This window comes from Polyangiaceae bacterium, from assembly GCA_016715885.1.
Classification (GTDB): domain Bacteria; phylum Myxococcota_A; class Polyangia; order Polyangiales; family Polyangiaceae; genus Polyangium.
The window spans coordinates 547,967-565,427 of the sequence record JADJXL010000028.1; the positions used below are offsets into that span (position 1 = coordinate 547,967).

At 59.2% G+C, this 17,461-nt stretch carries 13 protein-coding genes; 6 read left to right on the plus strand and 7 right to left on the minus strand.

All coding sequences use genetic code 11. From position 1 onward, the window contains the following. Positions 1-14: 14 nt before the first annotated feature. Genes IPM54_43640 through IPM54_43655 form a run of 4 tightly spaced genes read right to left on the minus strand, consistent with a single transcriptional unit; the run spans position 15 to position 4,266 of the window. Entirely contained in the window at positions 15-734 is a 720-nt protein-coding gene (locus IPM54_43640; GenBank protein ID MBK9266669.1) for an SDR family oxidoreductase, read from the minus strand. After that, positions 731-2,038 carry an aspartate aminotransferase family protein gene (locus IPM54_43645; GenBank protein MBK9266670.1) on the minus strand — a complete coding sequence of 436 codons (1,308 nt, stop codon included), beginning with the start codon at positions 2,036-2,038 and terminating at the stop codon, positions 731-733. Before IPM54_43645 ends, IPM54_43640 begins: the two co-directional genes overlap by 4 nt. Then, positions 2,039-2,782 (minus strand): glucose 1-dehydrogenase, encoded by a 744-nt coding sequence (locus tag IPM54_43650; GenBank protein ID MBK9266671.1) that lies wholly within the window; start codon positions 2,780-2,782, stop codon positions 2,039-2,041. It abuts the gene before it with no gap. Next, the gene (locus tag IPM54_43655; protein ID MBK9266672.1) at positions 2,779-4,266 is read right to left on the minus strand and encodes a radical SAM protein; all 1,488 of its coding nucleotides are present in this window, start codon (positions 4,264-4,266) and stop codon (positions 2,779-2,781) included. The genes IPM54_43650 and IPM54_43655 overlap by 4 nt, the downstream gene beginning before the upstream one ends. Before the next feature lie 70 nt (positions 4,267-4,336). Between IPM54_43655 and IPM54_43660 the strand changes: the two genes are divergently transcribed. From IPM54_43660 to IPM54_43685, 6 genes are all read left to right on the plus strand, one after another. Further along, positions 4,337-5,104 carry an ABC transporter ATP-binding protein gene (locus IPM54_43660; GenBank protein MBK9266673.1) on the plus strand — a complete coding sequence of 256 codons (768 nt, stop codon included), beginning with the start codon at positions 4,337-4,339 and terminating at the stop codon, positions 5,102-5,104. Further along, a complete protein-coding gene (locus tag IPM54_43665) occupies positions 5,101-6,129 on the plus strand; it encodes an ABC transporter permease (protein MBK9266674.1) in 1,029 nt (342 codons plus the stop codon). Before IPM54_43660 ends, IPM54_43665 begins: the two co-directional genes overlap by 4 nt. Continuing rightward, entirely contained in the window at positions 6,122-7,009 is an 888-nt protein-coding gene (locus IPM54_43670) for a PAS domain S-box protein (protein ID MBK9266675.1), read from the plus strand. Before IPM54_43665 ends, IPM54_43670 begins: the two co-directional genes overlap by 8 nt. A 73-nt stretch (positions 7,010-7,082) precedes the next feature. Beyond that, complete coding sequence (locus tag IPM54_43675) at positions 7,083-8,417, plus strand: outer membrane protein transport protein (GenBank protein ID MBK9266676.1); 1,335 nt, start codon at positions 7,083-7,085, stop codon at positions 8,415-8,417. Next, a complete protein-coding gene (locus IPM54_43680; protein MBK9266677.1) occupies positions 8,417-9,730 on the plus strand; it encodes a hypothetical protein in 1,314 nt (437 codons plus the stop codon). Before IPM54_43675 ends, IPM54_43680 begins: the two co-directional genes overlap by 1 nt. Next, on the plus strand, positions 9,727-11,115 hold the full coding sequence (locus tag IPM54_43685) for a hypothetical protein (protein MBK9266678.1): 1,389 nt from the start codon (positions 9,727-9,729) through the stop codon (positions 11,113-11,115). The genes IPM54_43680 and IPM54_43685 overlap by 4 nt, the downstream gene beginning before the upstream one ends. A gap of 1 nt (position 11,116) precedes the next feature. Here the strand turns inward: IPM54_43685 and IPM54_43690 are convergent, their stop codons facing one another. From IPM54_43690 to IPM54_43700, 3 genes are read right to left on the minus strand one after another with little or no spacing between them, the layout of a single operon-like run. Beyond that, entirely contained in the window at positions 11,117-13,933 is a 2,817-nt protein-coding gene (locus tag IPM54_43690; protein MBK9266679.1) for a hypothetical protein, read from the minus strand. A 16-nt stretch (positions 13,934-13,949) separates the two neighbouring features. Beyond that, positions 13,950-15,824: a PEGA domain-containing protein gene (locus IPM54_43695; GenBank protein ID MBK9266680.1), complete on the minus strand. Its 1,875-nt coding sequence runs from the start codon at positions 15,822-15,824 to the stop codon at positions 13,950-13,952. Continuing rightward, complete coding sequence (locus IPM54_43700; protein ID MBK9266681.1) at positions 15,821-17,419, minus strand: protein kinase; 1,599 nt, start codon at positions 17,417-17,419, stop codon at positions 15,821-15,823. Before IPM54_43700 ends, IPM54_43695 begins: the two co-directional genes overlap by 4 nt. Positions 17,420-17,461 lie beyond the last annotated feature (42 nt).

Sequence of the window (17,461 nt, forward strand, 5' to 3'; positions counted from 1 at the left end):
CCTGCCTTGTTCGTTCAAATGCCGCCGTTTACACTGACGACCTTACCATTCAAGTACGTATTGTGCAAAGCGAGCCAGGCGATGGTTTTTGCAACTTCTCCAGCATCGCCCAATCGCCGCAATGCGCTCATTGCATGGTAATCCTCCACGAGCTTCGGATCGAGCTCGGCGCCAATGCCCGTGCCAAGGAGCCCGAGCGCGACGACATTCACGCGAACACCGCGCGGGCCAAGGTCTTTCGCCGCCGCCATCGCAAGCGCGGATACGAGCCCCTGCGACGCTGCAAATACCGGCGGTATCGGCAGCGATTGCGTTCGATCGAGCGCCGCGACGAATACGATGTCCCCTCCGCCACGCGCTCCCAATCGTCCGCCCCATTCGCGACATATCTGGAACGCCGACCGAGCATTCACATGCATCGTCGTATCCCAATCTTCGTCCGTGGCAACATCCACGCGCGCTTGCCGCACGATCGTCGCGCAATGGATCACCACGTCCGGTAAATTGTTTTCCGCTTCGAGTGACGCCACGAGCTTCGGTAAAGCCGACGCATCCCGCAAATCGACGCGCAATCGCCGCAAACCTAGCTCCTCGGCCAATGCGACCGCCCGCGCTTCGGAATTGCAATACGTGAACATTGGCGATAACTCCGCCTGCGACAATTCTCGCACGACGGCACTTCCCACGGCCCCCGTTCCGCCAATGACCAAAACGCGGCGTTTTTCCTGATTCATCCGAGCCCCTCGATGTAGGCCAGTTCCTCGGCCACTGCGCGGACGAACGTCTCGAGTTTTTCTTCGGGTATGTCGAATCGAGGCTGAAGCCGGAATATGCTCCAATCGTGCCCACACGTGAAACAGAAAAAACCTCGCCGGTAAAGTCTGTGGCACATGAGCGGTGAAATGATCGACTTTTGGTCCAAGTCCTGAAAGCCGAAATGCTCGAACGAAAGCCACGGATGATCCGGCTGATTCAGCGCGACGCCTTGCATGAACCCAGCACCACGCGCCTCGCGGAAAAGCGGCGAACCCGACAGCGCATTCGCGAGATCCTGCTTCAGTTTGTCCCCGAGCCGTTTGACGCGCGTTATGCGTTCGTCCGTCAAGAGATCCAGCGCGGCCAAACCCGCGACGCACGAAAGCGCATTGAATCCCATCGTCGTATTGTGACTCTCGCCCGACGCAAAGTGGTTCCCGTACGCACGCAGAAAGATGTCCTTCGTCGTGAGCATCGCCGAAATCGGCATGAGGCCTCCACCCAAGTGTTTGGCCAGAAGAACCGCATCGGGACGGCGCGGCCAATCTGCCGTCGCAAGAAATCCCCGACCCGTGCGCCCGAGCGCCGTTTGCACTTCGTCCGCCACGAGCAGCGTTCCGTGTTTCGCCGTCAGCTCGCACAGCGCTTCCACGAATTCAGGAGGCAATTCGCGCACGCCGCCCTCGCCCTGAATCGGCTCGACGACGACCGCAGCCACGTCTCCCGGAGCCAGCGCTTTGGCGAGCGCATCCACGTCACCAAATGGAATACGCTCCGCTCCTTCGACGAAAGGCGCGAATGGGTCGCGCAAATACCCGCTCGCCATGAGCGATACGCTACCGAACGTGCACCCGTGATAGGCGCCATCGAGGCTCAGAAAACGCGGTCTTTTCGTGAGCGCACGCGCCAACTTCAATGCGGCTTCGACGGCATCGCTTCCCGTGCATCCGAAAAACGCATTGTCGTAAAACCCCGTTCGTTCGCAGAGCCGTCGAGCAAACCGCCCTGCAAAAGGATTCACGCGCGACGGATACCAAGATGCCGCGTCCGATGCCAAGTATTGCCTTACGGCATCCGCTACGTACGGGTTTCGATGGCCAAACGCTTGCGTGCCATGAAAGTCCTCGATTTCGTGCCCTTCGCGATCGTACAAAAGGCCGCCCTGCGTGCGCACGATTTCAATCGGTTCACCCGCCAATTTTGCGCGTTGTGCCACGAGCGGATTGACGAACGCGCGATATTCATCGAAACCGCGGCGGAAAATATCATCGTACGCGTCCACCTAGAGACCTCCGTCGAGCACCACTTTGGCGCCCGTCATGAACGAAGTCGAATCCGATACCATGAATGCCGCCATTTCGGCAATTTCTTCTGGCCGAGCCAAGCGCCCCATCGGACATTGCTGCATGTATTCTCGTTGCCTATGCTGGGGCAAACCTTGCGCCATCCCTACTTCCGCAAGTCCCGGCGCCAGCAAGTTCACGCGGATCGAATAACGCCCCACTTCACGCGCCAGAGCTTCCGTCAGCCCGCGGAGTGCTGACTTCGACGCCGCATAATGAATCGGTGCTTCGATGATGCGTTCCGACGCGAAGTTGCCAATGTTGAGAATGCTCCCCTTCCGGGCGCGTATCATGTGACGGAGCACCGCGCGACTGAAGAGATACACGCCCTTCACATTGACACTCATCACGTTGTCCCAATCGGCTTCTTCGAGCAGCGAAATGGGCAACACCTGCGTAATGGCCGCATTGTTCACCAAAACATCGATACCGCCAAAGGCTTTGACCACGGCGTCGACCGTGCTTCGTACATGCGCCGAATCCGCGACCGATCCTTTGAAGACGAGCGGCGCTTCGCCTACCTCGCGAATCATTTTTACGGCGTCCTCGGCGCTCGCATCGTCATTCTTGTACGTCAACGCAACGCGGGCCCCATGCCGAGCCAGCGCGAGGGACATCGCCAGACCGAGCCCGCGCGTGCCGCCCGTCACGATAGCGCGTTTTCCTTCGAGCAGCCGATTCATCTGACCATCCCATTGGCAACGAGGGGCAATGACCGCCGCCCCTTGCGCTCGCCCCATTCTTTCGGTTTTGCCATGAACTTGGATTCTTTTTCTCGATAAAGCACGTTGTAGTTGCACACGGGCACCGTCGACCCATCTGCATAACAATTCGAATCACAACATTGATAAATTCGTTCCACGTCGAACGTTTCTTCGTCCATGTGTGAATGAACATACACGGCCTTGGCCGCTCGTTCACTGATCCGTAATGCTTCTGCAGGAGGCAAACGTTTGTCGCTTGGGAACATTTTGCGTACCAATGAATTGAGCATGCCCAGGATTCGCTCGTCGTCCGCTTCACCTCGTGCCCAAAGCATGTCCATCGAATCTTGCAGGGCCCTTTCGAGCCGCGTATTTGGTTCGAGGTACAAATGATCTTGCAGGACGTGGTACATCGTTTCGCGATCCATGAATCGCAAAAAGGGTACGGCCGGTCCACCCTGTTCGTCCACGAGCATGTAGGCAATTTGATAACAAAGCGGATGCGCGCTCGGTGAAGGAACGAAGTCGCTCACGCGGAGGAGCCCTTTTGTCGTTTCTTCGATTCGCTGCAGCACTTCCACCATCGAAATGCGGCCCGATCGGTCGAATGAAGCGCCGCCCTGGCCCGTGTACGTGATCGTGTGAACCTCGAGGTGCCGCACGCACGACAATTCGAGGCCCATTTTGATGATGTCGCCGATTTCGTGATCGTTGTATCCCCGCGTCATCACCGGAATCAGCGTCGTATCCACTTGGTGTTTGTCCAGAAGCTCCAGCACTTTACGCTTCAAATCGACCAGCGTCGCGCCCTGCATCGCCCGGTCGACGTGCTTGTCGAACGTATCGAACGACAATGCAATGCGAGCCCCCATTTCCGACAAACGCCGGACCAAACTTTCATCGCGCGCCAACCGCACGCCATTCGAACAGACGCTCACGCGATGAATTCCCCGCGACCTTGCCATTTCGATGAGGTCGAACAGGTGCGGATGCACGAGCGGCTCGCCGCCGGTCAAATTCACGATATCGAGGTCCCCACCGTGATCGGCCACGAGATGGTCGAGCACGCGGGCAAACTCCTCGCGACTCATGTGATACGCGTCGTCGTTCTTGTTGTGCACGTAGCAGATGGGGCAATCGAGGTCGCAAGCGCTGGTGATCGTCACGACCGGCAATCGCACTTTCTGCGTGTGGCTTTCGCACGGACCACAATCGAATGGGCAGCCGTGTTCGATTTCGCGCATCACGCGCGCGGGCCGCGCATCCACGGGCACGATCGCACGCGTGCGCTCGTACCACGCAGCGTCCGTCGAGAGCCGCGCTTCTTGTTCACCATGCGCAGTGCAGCGTTTGCGCATCCAAACTTCGCCGTTGTCAAGAGCGACGACGCGCGCAGGAAGCGCTGCTTTGCATACCTTGCACAAGCTCGTGGTTTCGTGAAGCAGCCGCTCGGACATCGACATGATGGTCCGAGCATAGACGACAGCGACCCATGCACTCAAATGAACCTTCTTGCGTTACGCTCACGCGTCCATGACGACGTCTGTTACGTGCGAAATCATCAAGGCCGAAGCCCTGGGAAAACGCTTCGGAGACACGGTCGCGCTCGACGACGTCAGCTTCACCATCGACGGTCCCGGCATCATCGGCGTGCTCGGTCCGAACGGCGCCGGAAAAACCACGCTGCTCGACATCCTCGAAGGTTTGTCCGTTCCTACGAGCGGGAGCTTTCGCCTCTTCGGAAAGCGTCCAAATCCTTATCCCCGCGGCCGCATCGGCGTCGTCATGCAGAAAGAAGCCCAGCTCGACCGCATCACCGTCCGCGAGTACGCCGAGCTTTTTTCGGTCATCTTCGGCGTCGCGAACGGCACCGAAAAAATCCTCGCACAAGCGCGGCTCGAGCACCGATCGAGCGCCCCGGTCACGCGTTTGTCCGGGGGCGAAGCTGCGCGTCTCTACATCGCAACTGCGGTCGTTCACGAGCCGGATCTGGTTTTCCTCGACGAACCTACCGCGCACCTCGACCCGGACAACAAACGCATCGTCGGCGATCTGCTTCGCGATCTAGCCGAGCGTCGTACGCTTTTTTTATCCACCCACGACCTCTACGAAGCCGACGTTCTTTGCGACAAACTACTCTTTCTGGTCGGAGGACGCCTGCGTGCGAGCGGCACGAAAGACGAGCTCGTCGCCAGCGTTCCACCCGAAAAACGTCGCGGAATCGGCGTGGAAGATGCTTTCTTTCACTTCTGCGCCATCCGCATCCGTGAAGGCGGAAGTGCGGGAGAACGCGCCGAATGAAAGCGTTCTTGGTTCTTTTCCGCATCCGGCTCCTCGATGTTCTCCGCAGCCGAAGCTCCACCGGGTTTGTCCTGCTCTTCCCCGTCGTGCTGCTCGCCGTCCTCGGGCTCGTCTTCATGAACGGCCATCCTTTCGAGCGGCGATACGTCGCGCTTGTCGAGACGAACTCCATGAACGAAGCGGTCGCAGAGTGCGTTCGCGTGCTCGACGGTTACGAGGAAGTCCGCGTGAGCAGGCAGCGCAGCGAAGCCGAAGCGATGGGCAAACTGCGCACGCGCATGGTCAGCGCCGTACTCGCGCCTTCGCCGGATGGGTCGAGCGTAACGTTACATATTGGCGAACGTGACCGCATTTTCGGAAGCGGACTCGCGTCGGTTTTGCCCGTTCCGAGTCGCATCGATATCGTGGAAACGCCTCGTTTTGGTTATGTGCATTATCTATTTCCAGGGGTATTGACGTTCTCCGTGCTCACCGCGGGCCTGTTCGGAATGGGTTATCCCATGGCCCTCTTCCGCCAGAATTTGTTCTTGAAAAAACTCGCCACGACGCCACTGCGCAAGCATACCTTCATTGCCGCAAACGTTGCTGCGCGAACGCTTCTCGTGCTCGTGCAAGTCGTGTTGCTTCTGCTCGTTGCGCACTTTGCATTCGATATGCCACTTACGGTCCTATCGTTCGTTTGGGTCGTGTTCATATCGATGCTTGGCGTACTGGTATTTTTGGGTGCTGGTTTTGTTCTCGCGGCGACAATCAAAAATACCGAATTGCTGGTCGACATCGTCAGCGCCATCAATCTTCCCTTGGTATTTTTTTCGGAAATATTTTTCCCGCTCGACGGATTACCCAAGCCGCTTGCCGCATTTGGATCCATTTTGCCATCGACGGAAATGGTCCGTTTGTCGCGAGCGGTATTGCTTTATGGCGTCGAAGACGCGTCGTATCTCGCTGGGGGACTCGGCCTTCTCGGAGTATGGTTCATCGTGATGTTCGCGATCAGCCTGCTCACGTTCAAATGGCATGAATGACCCTGGAGGATGCATGTGTTCGGCACATCTGGATGACGGTTCAGGCCGCATAGCGGAGCTCGAAAAGCGTATCGCGGAGCTCGAGATTGCCGAAGAACGATTTCGAACGCTCTTCGAATACTCCAATGATGCTCACCTCATCTTCGACGTCGCGACGGGAGGCATCATCGATTGCAATGGTGAAGCGATCCGCATGCTGAGGTGCACGGACAAGCAACAAGTGCTCGACATTCACCCGGCAGTCCTTTCGCCGGAATTTCAGCCGGATGGTCGCAGTTCACTCGAAAAAAGCATCGAGATGGACGCGACCGCCCGGAAAAATGGTTATCATCGTTTCGAATGGATTCACCGCCGCATGGATGGCGAAGATTTTCCCGTCCAAGTTACGCTCACGCCGGTGACGTTGCATAGCGGGCCCGCGCTGCTCGTGGTTTGGCATGAAATAACGGACATCAAACGAACCGAAGCCGAGCTGCACAACAAGATTGCCATCATCGAAGAGCAGGCACGGCAAATTCGCGAATTGTCGACGCCAATTCTCGAAGTGTGGGACAAAGTATTGCTCGTCCCGCTGCTCGGAGTGCTGGATGCGACACGCGCCGACCAATTGCAGTCCACGCTTTTGCAATACGTCGTCGCCCGCCAAGCCGCGTACGTCATCGTGGATTCCACGGGCATCGCCTCCGTCGACGAAGACGTTGCCCGGAGGCTCATCGGGATCGTCGACGCCGTAACGCTGCTCGGTGCCAAGGGCGCCGTCGTCGGCATCCGGCGCGACGTTGCGCTTTCGCTGGTCAAGGCTGGTGTCGACATCGGTCGGATCACGACGCTTCCCAACGTACGAGCCGCGCTTGCGGCACAGATGCGCAGCCACCGTTGATTCGCGGTTTGTCCGAGCAACGAATCGAAGCCGTTGACCGGACGCACGAATACCACTATTCCTATGCTTCGCGATGCTTTCTAGCTGGCTGCGTGCCTCCGTATGCGTCACGACGCTCTTGCTCGTGCCTCGACAAACGCACGCCAGCGCTTTCGACGTGCAGGGCCTCGGACCCGACGGCGTCGCTGAAGTCGGAGCACGAAGCGCTTCTGCGGAAGACGGCAGCGCTGCATTTTTCAATCCTGGGGGTTTGGCTCTAGGAAACGGCACCGCGCTCTTGATCGCTCCGATCGTTTCGGTGTCGACCCTTCGTGCGCAAGACAAAAGATTACCATTCGAGGACCCCTTTGGCATTACGCTGACAGCCAGTGCCACGATTCCATTCGAAGGACCTCTTGCAAACCGCTTGCGAATTGGTTTTTCGGGGCATTTTTTGCCGACCGCAGCACTACGCCTCCTCGCTCGCGCGCCCGAAGAGCCATTTTATCCCTATTACGACAATCGCACGCAAAGGCTCGTTGCGCTCCCTGCTCTGGGGGTTCGCATCACCAAATGGCTCGGGATCGGCTTTGGTGCCAATGTGCTCGCCGGCGTCCGAGGGCCCGCGAAGCTCGAAAAAGGCGCGACCGGCGCGCCCGAACCTCGCATCGACATTGCCGCCAATACGGTGGTTTCCGGGATCTTCGGCGTTCGATGGGATCCGACGAAATACGCGCGCTTCGCGCTCGTCGTGCGCCAAGGTTTTGGAATTCCCTTGAACATCGACACGACGGCGGACATTGGCGGCGTCCCACTTGCCACGAATTTGCAGGCGAAAATGGCCATGTTCGATCCGCTCACGGTCGTATTGGCATCGAGCTTCGACGTCGGCAAGGTCCACATCGAAACCAGCGTTTCCCATGCAAAGTGGTCCGATTGGGAGAGCCCATATTTGTCGGTACAATCGACACTTCCAGGCGTGAACCTCGTCTCGCGCATTCCGAGCAAGCTCTTTCGCGACACGATGTCCTTTCGCATTGGCTCGAATTATTCCATTGCAACGAGCGCCAGGACGAAGCTCGTCCTTCGCGCTGGAATCGCTGCAGAACCCACGATCCTCGCGGGCAACATCCAAGGCCGGACAAACCTTGTCGATGGCGACAAACTCACCTTGGGCCTTGGAGCAACTTTTGCTCTAAAGAATGCGCGCGGCAACACGTTACGTATTGGGCTCGGCGGAAATGGACAGTTCGTTTCCGAGTTCAACCAGGAAAAACGACCGTGCCAAACCGCGCCATGCCCAGAAACGACCGTCGCTGGTCCCGATGCGAATAGCCCCAGCACGGGCATCACGAATCCTGGCTATCCACGCCTCACTGCATCGGGCGCCCTATTTACGTTGTCTCTTGGCGTAGGAGCGGACTTTTGATGAACAAGCTCGCCGCCGCTTTGTCCGTGTCGATGCTTTGCACTGCGAGCATTGCGAATGCCGGAGCACCAGCGCGATTTGGACATGGCGCTCGCAGTACGGCGCTCGTGCGTGCGGACGTTGCAGATGCGGACGCGACGAGCGCCCCGGTACAGAATGCGGCATTTGCGGCGGAGCCTGGAGCGCGCACGCGCCTCGGATACATGCATGGCTTTTTTGATTTGCGCATCAATGACCAGTCGGCCAACGTGCGCGACGCCTCGGGCATCGACGCGGCCGCTCAAATTGGAATTCGCCTTCCCGCTTCATTTTCCGTAGGTTTCGCGCTCGCTGCGCATCTTCCCAATACGGCCATTGCCCATATTGGATTTCGTCCGGGCACCGAGCCGCAGTTTTTCCGGTACGAATCGGTTCTGCAACGAGCCACGTTCGACCTTGCATTGGCTGCGCGCCGAGGTCCATTTGCCGTAGGCGTCGGAGCCGCGTTTGCCCTCGACATGGGCGGTTCGGGAACGTCGTTTTCGCTAGGTCAAGACGCCCAGGGCACGTATGCCGATGCCGCCTCCGACATCAGCCTCGATTATCGTGCCGCTCCCATCGTGGGACTGTCCGTCGACCTGGGTCGAGTCGCGTTTGGCGCGACATACCGCGGAGCGCTCGCCGTGGGCCTCTCCGTCGATAGCAACATTCGCATCGCGCTTGCTGAAAACCCGCTCAATGGGACGACGTCCATCGCGGTGCGCGGCGTGAGCGGATACGATCCTGCGAGATTCGCATTTGGTGCAAAAACAAAAGTCCTTCGACAGTTGTCGCTGCTTGCTGCGATCGAATGGGAACGGTATTCGGCAGCTCCCCCGCCCGTGGCCAACGTCACACTCGACGTGAATCTCGGGACGTCGCCTGGACGCACCGAAGTCGAATTTTTGGCGCCGCGATTTCGCGATATTCTGGTCCCTCGAATTGGAATCGAATGGGCGTCATCGAATGGCCGTCCGGGTGATGATCGCAAGGACGACGATCGGAGCATTCGATGGGCGGCGCGCGCTGGATATGCCCTTGCGCCATCGCCAGTGCCACCGCAGCGCGGGTTTACGACGTATGCGGACGCAACGAGTCATTCTCTGGCGCTGGGTGCAGGGGTGGGCATTGGCCGATTCTGGGGCGTGGATCTTCGGTTCGATATCGCCGGGCAAGCGTCCATTTTGGCGCCACGATCCGAACGAAAGGCGAGTTTGTCTTTGCCGTACGCAACGTACGATGTCAATGGAAAAACGTTCGTCATCGCTGGCTCCATGGAGGGGACCTTCCGATGAATCGCGCGGCGCTCTGCTTTTTCGCGGTTTTCGCGTCCGCCTGTGGACTCGTCCATGGCGACGAGGCTCTCGCGCCGTTTCCTTCCGATGGCATCGGTGCATTCGAGGAAGCATCGCCCATCGAGGTTTGTCTTGGAACTGCGCGCGTCATTGCGCCTGCCGTTGCGACGGGCGCCACGGCGCTTTGCGTACCGACGGGACAAAAGAGCCGACTTTGCGCCGCAAATGCCGATTGCACGGGTATCGAACGATGCATCTGCGGCCGCTGCATCGTGGAGCCTTGTCAAGGAGGCACGACGTGTTCAGGCGACGAGGTTTGTCGCGGTAAACGATGCACACGCGGCTGCGGCATCGATGCGGATTGCAATGCGGGCGAGCGTTGCATATCCGGGGGCTGCGCGCGATCATGCAAAACGAACACCGATTGCCATTACGGCGAACGTTGCGACGCGCTGGACGACGTCTGCGTGGTATCCCTCTGCGGCAGCGGCGGAAGCTGCGGATCCGGCTCGGTTTGCGAACCCATGGCGGACATCGGGGAACTGCATGAGCCGAACCTTTTGGGTGACGAATCCATTGGATTCGTCGAATTGAAAAGGAACGGCGATCGAGCGATCTACCGCGCAAGCCTGGAAGCTCCACAGGTTTGGCGCATCGAAAGCATGCACCCCGTGATCGATGTGCCAGGAGAAACACTCGTAGGAGCACCGAGCGTCATTCGGCGAGACAACGTCATCGAGCTGTATGCCGCTGCCGGAAACCCATCGCGGATTGTACGAGCGCGCTCCAACGACGACGGTGTGACGTACGTTCTCGACACCGATCCCGTACTCGTCGCTATCGAACCCTGGGAAAATGGTTCGGTCGGATCTCCATCCGTATTCGATTTTCAGGGCGCAACGTACATGTTTTACGAAGGTGGAGCGCGCGCCGGGATTGGCCTCGCCAAAATCACCGAAGGGCGGGCAGAGCGTATTGCGAAAAACCCAATTCTTTCACCTCAATCCGTGCAGGATCCCATTTTTTGGCGGCAAGTTACGCACGTTGGAGCCCCTCATGCAATGGTCGTGGACGATAGCGTTCGCCTGATTTTCACAGCGCGCGGTGTCGAAGGCTTTTCCGCGACGACCAGTGGTGAAAGTCTTTCTGCCGAGCCCAACGACTCCATTGGCCTCGCGACGAGCACCGACTTGAAAACGTTTACGCTTTTTCCCGCGGGGCCCGTGTATGCGAGGCTCGTCAATTTGCGAGCGTATTTGGGCGAGGGCGAGGCGACGGTGCGGCTATTGCCATCCGGCGCAGAAATGGTGTTCGTCTCGTCCGACGCTTCGGGCGAGGCGAGCACGGGGCTCATGCGGGTTTTGGGACGGGGCGGAGTGAATTGAATCAGGCGCGAGCGCGCTGACGCCGAGCCGCGAAGGCACCGGCAATGGCGAGAGCGGCGAGCCAGCCGAGGCGTGAGGAATTCGGCGATTGCGAAGCGGAGCAGCCCGTGACGCTTTCTACCGTATTTTCAAACTGCGCTTCGACGCATTTCCGGCTCTCGTCGCAGACGTAGGTGACTTTTCCGGCAGGATCCGTGGCGCAATCATAGGCGGTGTCGCATACGCTCAGGCATGCGCCCTTCTGGCATCGGAACGCCCCGCACGATTGTACCGAACCATCGGCCAATTCCATTGAATTGTCGTCAATGCACTTGGTGGGGCGCGAAATGCATTGGCCATCCACGTTGCATACCGAGGTTTCGTCGTCACAACCGGACTTCGTCGTATTGTCGGTGGTTTGGGTGCACGTCGTCATGCATTGCTTGCCCGCTTCGTCGCACGCGTACGGGCTGCACGCTTGCTCGAAAGCGACGGCCGCGCAGCTTCCCTGACCATCACAGGCGAGCGCTTGGAATTTCCCTTCCTCGCATGACGAACGGCAGTTGTTGCCTTCGGGATAGGTACAGGATTCACGATTGATACCGTTGCACGCGCCGCCGCACAACCCATCGCCCTTGCATGCATCGCGCTGGGATAACGTGTCGGTGACCGGCACCCCGACCACCGGCGCGCATAGGCCGGCCTGCGCGCCGACGGCCGATCCATTGCAACTCTCGCACTGCCCTGAGCAGGGCGTGTCGCAACAGAAGCCGTCCACGCAATTGCCGGAGTTACACACGTGGCATTCCTTCGCGAAACAATCCGTACCGTCCGCTTCCGCTGGACGCAAGTCGCACGTTTCACCGTTCGGTTTACGCGGCTTGCACGATTGATCCTTTGCGCAATATGTCTCGGCCGAGCAGTCCTCGTCACTGGTACAGGCCAAAAGCTCGGATGTTCCCGGCGTGTTGTCGGCTGGAATTACGCCGCCAATCGCAAGTATGCGACCATTGGACAGCGCTTCAGCCGCAAAGTACGCACGCGCCGAGCTCATGTTTGGCAATGCTTTCCATGCGTTGTTGCCAGGCGCAAACGCTTCAACGAGATTCGACGGTTCGGGAAGGTTGGCGCCTTGCACCTGGCCACCCATCACGACGATGCCGTCCAGCCCTTGGGGCATGGCTGCCGCAAAATAGGCACGACCCGTCATCATCGGAGGACCTGCCGTCCATTGTTTCGTTGCGGGATCGAAGATATCCACATTTTTCGAGAATTGGGTCATGGGAAAGATGCCTCCCATGACGACGACGCGCCCGTCGGCGAGCCGTGCCGCCGCGTGGTTCGCATGCGCGCTTGCCATATTGCCCGCTGAGCTCCACGGGGAATCCGGGGCCATCGCGGATACATCGAAGAGCTCCGCGGTCGTCGGTGACTCGAGGTCGTCGCCACCAAAACCACCGGTGACCAATACGAGGCCGTTTTTGAGCAACGTTGCCGTATGGCCCGCACGCTTGTGCGCCATTTCACCCCCACCATCCCACTGAGCATTGGGTGTCGCGGCAAGGAATTGGGTGGAGTTCGTCACAGCATTACCGCTGTTGACGTCAAAGCCACCGGTCACCAGAATGCCCTTCGTCGGAATGAACGTCGCGGTGAATCTGGAACGAGCTGTGGAAAGTTGAGGCAATTGGCTCCACGATGCATTTTGCGGATTGTAACGCATCACGGATGGCGATGTCCTGCCCGAAATGACCACGACGCCGTCGGGCGTCAATACCGCCTGATGGTTCGCCCGAGGTTTCTGCGCCGGGGTCGTCGTCGCCCACGAATTCGTTTCCGGATCATAAATCTCCGGGGCGTCCAATGCCGACGAGCCTTCACCCGTGTCGCCACCGAAGACAAAAACGCGACCATTCTGCATCTGCGTCGCTGTCGCATTCATCCGCGCATGATTCATGTTCGTCGACAGAATCCATTCGGGATCCACGACGAGCGGTGCCTTGGCGCTAGCATCCCACGAAAGCCGCACCGAGCAATGCTTCGCCCCTGGATCGACCGTGGGACGTCCCCACGGAGCGACGCCGGACGCGTCGTACGCACAGCCCTCGATCGCCACGTTGATTGCCAATCGACGACCGTCACCATCGACGGCATACGGCTGGGTCATGCGCAGTCTCGGCGCACCTTTCGCGTCGAGCATTTCGAGCGTCCGGTCGACGAGACGCAATCCCGCAACGCCCTCACCGAGCCCCAAATCATAACGCAATTCGGGTGTCTCCGGGAGCTTTTCCGGGAAAAACACGTAATCTTCGGTGCCTTGCGATGTCGGCCGATGAACGATATGTGCACCATTCACATAACCAGAACGATACACGACATAACCATTGGACTCCTCGCGTGCCGATGCTGTTGCGCCCGCGAGACCTACGTCAATCGTCATACCGCTCTGCTCGTCGCGCAGCCGAAATGCTCCATCTGCGCGTACGGGCAATGCAATCTCCGCCCGCGCGCCAGGCACCTCGCCCAAAACTCCGCCGGCCGAAAGGAGCTCGACGTGCGGTGCAACCTTCGAACCGACAACATTGAAGTTGCCAAGTGTCAAGCCCGGCGCTCGCGTGCCCGGAAGTTGAACGTTTGCCTTGCCAAACGCTCGTTCGAGCTGCGTGCGAACGGCAAGGACGACCTCGTTCGCGTCACGCGCGTCCCGGAACACGGCTTCGGGCTGAGCCAATGCCTCCGCTCCTGCAGCGTCGTCCTTTTCTCGCTCCGACAAACATGCCCCCACGAGCAACGAAACGAGTACGATACCCCCACCGATGCGACCACTCGTGCTTCTCATAAGCGCTCCTTCCAAGTCAGAATCGATAATTCACCAGAAGAGCCGGCGTACCCACGAACTGCACGCGGCTCGCGAGAGCTTCCTTTTCGAATTGGGCCCAGCCATCGTTGCCCGCCTGTACGATAGCATCTTCGGGGACCCATTTGGGCGCGTTTGGCATTACGAGCAGAATTCCGCCCAAAGACAAATGGATGTCGAGGTTTTTGCGAATCCGCACGCCCGCCCGGACTTCGGGCATGACGTAGAATGCCGTCATCGTAAAGGATTGACCAGCCTCGACCGTGTAGGGTACGGGCGTGAAATTGGCCGGCTGCGCAGCTTGTTGCGGCGGACCTTTGGTTTGAAAATCGCCCGTCCGCACATCCGTGAACGAGCCGAAAAATCCGCCCACACCGAGCCTGAAGCCCACCGGGAACCTATCGCCGAACTTTACGCCGACACCCACGCCCGCCGTAAAGCCGCGCGTCCAGAGCTCGTCGGTCACCGCGTTGGATTCATACGACCCGATACCGATCGGCGAAATCGTCGCCGTACGGTTGTTTATCGTTTGCTGAGCGTAAAGAAACCCGAGATCGAATCCAACCGACCACCGAGACCGTATCGAAAGCCCACCTCGAATCGTGCCCATACCGCCCATGACCGGCGACGGCGAGCAGCCCGTGCCACATTCGTCGGCAATGCCGCCAAATGACGATCCGATGGCAAACGCTCCGCCCGCTTCGATGAATGGAGGGTTTTCCTCCCAAAACGTCCGGGGAGCTTCGACGCTTGGCCCAAATGAAAGGACCTCGCGTTTGCCCGGAGCAACCTCGATACGGCGCTCTTCCTTGACGAACCCATCGCCACCAATTTCAACGCGATGCGAACCAGTACGGACAAACCCCTCCCAAGTGTCTTTTCCGACGTACACACCATCGAGGTAAATGTCGCCATTTTTGACTTTCGACTCGATGCGCAGATCCGACCCGAGCTCTTCGACGATGACGAGCATGTTCGTCACCTGGCTCTGACGAACCTCCACCCGAGCTGGCTGGGTGCCTTGGCGTTTGTCGCCGCGCAAGACGACGAGATGATCACCCGTGGCAATGAGACCACGCCATGGCGTCTTCCCGACGACTTCACCATCGAGAATGACATCCACGCTGTACCCGGATGCCTCGTCGACTTGGAGCCAGCCCGAAAGCTCGAGCGGCGCAAGCACAGCGCGAACCGTGACTTCCTTGCCACCGACGGCTTCGACCCGTTTTTCGAACGTTTCGAACCCTGCCTTCAATATGCGAACGACACGTGTCCCTACCGGTACGTGAAGCGGCCCTTTCAATGGCGTCGTGCCAATGGGCTTGTTATCGATCGTAACCGTCGCGCCGGGCTGGACTCCATCGATGACGATATTGCCCACGACGGGGCGAAGCTGCGCCAACTCCGCATTGGCAATGGCCTTTTCTTCGTCGGACACGCCGGCAAACGCCAGCAGCCGTTCGTTCATGTCGACGGCTTCCGCAAATCGATTGAGGCGACGCAAACACAAGGCTGCGTTTTTGATGGCCGCGCGCGTCGGATAAATCGAAATCGACTTCTCGAATTCGGGTAGCGCAGCTTCGAGAGAACCGCGATCGAAAAGCGCGAGCCCCTGATCGAAATGCTTGCGCGCCTCTTCTTTCGCCGTCGCTTCCGCTTGGGCCGCAGGATCGAGCGGCGGCGGAGGCGTCTCTGCGGCAGGCTTGGGTTTTTCTCCCTTTCCTGCACCTTTCGGTTGAGCCATCACCGGCGCCGTGACGAACAGCGCCACGAGTGCTGCAATGACCGTTCTCGAACCACGACCAAAACGAAATGCGTTGTCCGTCATCGGTTTGTCCGTCATTGGATGCGTGCAGCTACGTCGGGACTTCATTGAAAGTCACGATCCGGTCCAGGTTCGCCCGTCGGGGGTTTGGTGGTGGTCTTCGATGTCGTCGGCGTGGATGTCGCCTGCGTCGTCGCCGTTACCGCCGGCTTGACCACAGGCGCCGTCGCGACCGCAGGCAATGTCGATGCCGCAGGCTTTGTAGCAGGTAGCGCGAGTTTGTCCGGAATGGGACCCTTGGCCGTAATCGCCACTTCCGCACGAAATTCGAGTTTGTCTTTATAAACGCGCACGGCGTGCGCACTGCCAAGCTCGCCGCTTATCGTAACGCTCCCGCCTGCATTGACAGTCACTGGACGCCCATCGACTTCGACATTGGCATCCGGTGGATCGATCGCGACGGACACTTCGCGCAAAGCTTCCGCCGTCGCAACCGATGGCACGACGGCCGACGGCGTCGCCGGTCTTGCTTCGGCGTCGTCGGGCAACGTCTTGCCAGCATCGGAACTTTTCATCGCGACACCGACGCCCAAAACGGCGGCCAAGCCAACCGCGCCGATGATGATCGGGACAAACTTCTTCCGAGACGAACCCCCGCGCTCGCCGCTCTCCGACGGAGCAAGCGACCCGCTTCTCTCACCAGACTCGATGCGCGTCGATGCTGCCCGATCGACGCTCTTGGCCACGACCGGATCGAGCGACAGCGTCTTGTCCGTTTCCATCGATCGATCAGGAATCGATCCGCGATCGGCACGCATGTCGGTGCCAATGAGAAGACTCGTGCGAGCAGGCCGAATGCCGGCGCATTCGCCGAGCGTATCGACGAGCTCGGCCATGCTCTGAAACCGGCTCTTCATGTCGCGCGCGAGCGCTTTCTCGAAAAACCTATCCACCTCGATGCTGAGCGAAGGCACGATCACCGAAGGAGGAAGCACTGGATCGGTACAGATTGAAACGAGCAGCTTGCCGATGTTTTCCGATTCGTCGAAGGGCAAACGCCCCGTGAGCATCTCGTAAAGAATCACGCCCACCGACCAAAGATCGCTGCGATGATCGACGAGCTTGGTCTCGCGAATCTGCTCGGGACTCATGTACGAAGGCGATCCGAGAAGCGCACCCGTGCTCGTCGCCGACGCCGAACCCGTCACGGTGACGTCTTTGGCGATGCCGAAATCGAGGACTTTGACCATCTCTTCATCGCCATGTCTCGAGAGAAAAATATTTCCGGGCTTCAAGTCGCGATGCACGATTCCAAGGTCGTGCGCACGACGTAGCGCCTTGCCGAGCTGCTCGATGATTCGATAAGACTGTTCGAGATTGAGTGGACCTCCGCGCTCGAGTCGATGGTCGAGGTCTTCACCGTCGAGGAGCTCCATCGCGATGTACGGCGATCCATCCTCGATGCCGTAGTCGAGCACCTGCACGACGTGCGGGCTCTTGATGAGCACCGCTGCTTTCGCTTCGCGCTCGAAACGATGCCGTGCGGATTCGTTCTCCGCGATGGACTTCTCCATGAACTTGACGGCGACGTCGGTGTCGAGGAGCTGATGCCGCGCGACCCAGACGGACCCCATGCCACCTTGCGCGAGCGGTCGCTCGAGCTTGAATTTGCCGCCGATGATCGCGCCCTCTGTGATGGCCACGCCGCGACACTCCTCCCGCAAAAACGCACGTTGGTGCGAAGA